This window comes from Microcystis sp. LEGE 08355 (assembly GCF_015207185.1).
Classification (GTDB): domain Bacteria; phylum Cyanobacteriota; class Cyanobacteriia; order Cyanobacteriales; family Microcystaceae; genus Microcystis; species Microcystis panniformis.
Genome location: NZ_JADEXI010000597.1, coordinates 1 through 2,822, shown reverse-complemented (window position 1 = coordinate 2,822; position 2,822 = coordinate 1). Strand labels below are relative to the sequence as shown.

Genomic DNA, 2,822 nt, shown 5'->3' with positions numbered 1-2,822 from the left:
AGACTGTGGGACTCACCATGACCGAGATATTAACGCTAGTAAAAATATTTTGGCCGCAGGGCTTGCGGTGTCAGTCCGGGTCGCGACCATAAGACCAGAACAGAGTAAATCTGTTAAGGCAGGTGCGGAACCCCGCAAGGGAAAGAAGCAGAAACCTAAATCGTGAGGTTTGGGAATCACCGTCCGTTTACGGCGGCGAGGATGTCAAAGAACGTCAGCGTCAAAAAGTTTTAGGTTTGGCGAAAAAATTTTCCCCGATCTCTTATCTGTACTATCACACTTTCTTGATCTATTTCGATCGTCTCCCCAGTAATAGCTCCTAACCGCTAACAGTCCGAAAAAGAACAATCTGGTGGCTCTTCTTGAGTTTAACTGCCAGAATAAGGGGAATTCCGATGCTGATAGCTAAAATAACTGATATTAGTCAGTTTAGCTGATGATGCTGCCAGGGCGATAGATAAAAAGTGAAGGACGGGGAAATAGTCAGAATTTTCCAGGATGCCAAAGATAAAGCCATTTCTTTGTCCCCAGTGTCATCGAGGAATCTTCCCCTTTTAACGCTAGATAGGGCCTGCTGAATAAATCTAAAAACCTTGTTGGATAAGGCTTTTAGACTTTTTTTCCCTCAAAAAGTGCCGACCATTGGAGGGATCGGGGGTAAAATTCAGGTACTTTTTCCCTAAAAATTAGGTAACTGACTACCTCAAAATCGGTAAAACCCTACACCCCATACCCCACACCCTGCCCCCACCAACAAACTTTTTCAGCAGACCCTAGATATTTTCAGGAATTACTAGAGACAAAAAAAATTAAAGTTCCTCAACTGCTCTGACAAAGGTTACAAATGCTCCCAGAACGGTTAAGCTTATTTTAGTCTCTATAATTGCTTTTATGGCTCATTTGACTTCTGAAAGACTCAATTTAACCACAAAAATCGCCTATGGTGCGGGGGATTTGGGACCGGCTATCACTGCCAATATCTCGGTATTTTACCTGCTATTTTTCCTCACTGATGTGGCAGGATTATCGGCAGGATTAGCTGGTAGTGTGCTGATGGTGGTGAGAATTTTCGACGCTATTAACGATCCGATCATTGGCATGTGGAGCGATCGAACTCGTACTATCTGGGGTCGTCGCTTACCATGGATGTTATTGGGGTCGATTCCCTTCGGAATTAGCTATTTTTTACTGTGGTTAATCCCGACTAATAACCAATTATGGTTATTTTTATATTATATTTTTATCGGCATTATCTTTAATTTAACCTATACGGTAGTCAATCTTCCCTACCAGGCACTCACCCCTGAATTAACCCATGATTATAACGAGAGAACCCGCTTAAATAGTTTTCGTTTTGCCTTTTCTATCGGGGGCAGCATTCTCTCATTAATTCTCTATATTCTCGTCTCATCGTCCTATGCCAATGATCTCCATCAAGCTTTTTTATTGTTAGGTGTAGTTTGTGCTTTAATGTCGATTATAGCAGTTATTTTGTGCGCTTTAGCTTTACAAGAACGAGGAGCAAAAGCGATTCTCAATTCTCCCCAGAAAAAAGTTTTGGCAATTGCTTTTATAGTTATCGGTGCGCTTTCCTTGGTCTATGGACTAGGAAAAATTGGGGTAAATCCCAGGGACTTTATCGCTATTTCCACAATTTTATTAGGAATAGAAGGGATAGTTTCGGGGTTAACCCTTTACTATGGCAAAACTGAAAATCATCTCAGGGATAGCGCAGCAATTAAACAGAGGGAAGCTGCTAATAATACTGAAACTATTCCCCTGAAAGAACAATTAAAAATAGTTTTTGGTAATCGTCCCTTTTTATACGTTATTGGCATCTATCTTTGTGCCTGGTTAGGAGTACAATTAACCGCCTCGATTTTGGTTTACTACGTCGTCAGCTACATGAGACTATCGGAAGCAGAATCGGGTTTAGTCGCTTTGGCAGTACAGGGAACAGCTTTAGTGATGTTATTTTTCTGGCAAGCAGTTAGTCAGAAATTAGACAAAAAGATAGTCTATTTTTTAGGGATGACATTCTGGATTATTGCCCAAATTGGTTTATTTTTGCTCCAACCAGGAGAAATAACTTTAATGTATGCTTTGGCAGTTTTGGCAGGATTTGGCGTATCTGTGGCCTATTTAATTCCTTGGTCAATGGTTCCCGATGTGATTGAATTAGATGAATTAGAAACAGGAAAACGTCGAGAAGGTATTTTTTATGCTTTCATGGTACTTCTGCAAAAAATTGGTTTAGCTTTGGGGTTATTTCTTGTCGGTATTGCCTTAGAAACATCAGGGTTTAAACCGATAATCCCAGGAGAAGCAATTCCCCTGCAGCCAGATAGTGCTTTAATAGCAATTCGCCTAGCAATTGCTCCTTTACCAGCATTTTTTCTGCTCATTAGCTTAATTCTTGCCTATTTTTATCCAATTAGTCGCCAAGTTCACGCCGAAATTTTAGACCAATTAGCAACAAGAAGACAAGAGGAAAAGTAAACATCAGTTTTTTGAGAAACACTGTCAGTTAAACCCCGTAATAATTTTTCTTCTTCAGGTTCCAATCGTTTTGTAAATTATCAAGACAAAGTTATAAGTGGTCGGACAAAAGTAAAGTTAACCGTGGGAGTCAGGAGTCAGTAACCGGTCGTCGGTCGTCGCTCGTCAGCAAGAATTGCCAGAATTACATTTCTTAAGAGAATTACAGAGAATGATTGATCCTATAATAATGGGAAAATCCTCAGAGTGAGGAACTCGCATGAAACCAGCATCCCTGATTCAACTAACCGATAGTCTGAAAGCCCTTTATATCAAATCTGCCC

The 2,822-nt window shown here is 40.5% G+C and carries 1 protein-coding gene and 1 pseudogene; both read left to right on the top strand.

The genetic code is table 11. From position 1 onward, the window contains the following. Positions 1-166, top strand: a pseudogene (locus IQ242_RS21665) (RNA-guided endonuclease TnpB family protein); the annotation flags it as partial. A 725-nt stretch (positions 167-891) separates the two neighbouring features. After that, on the top strand, positions 892-2,499 hold the full coding sequence (locus IQ242_RS21660) for an MFS transporter (protein WP_193961365.1): 1,608 nt from the start codon (positions 892-894) through the stop codon (positions 2,497-2,499). Positions 2,500-2,822: the final 323 nt, after the last annotated feature.

Excerpts from the sequence above, each read along its gene's own strand:
- IQ242_RS21660 (WP_193961365.1), top strand. The coding sequence starts at position 892 with ATGGCTCATTTGACTTCTGAAAGACTCAATTTAACCACAAAAATCGCC.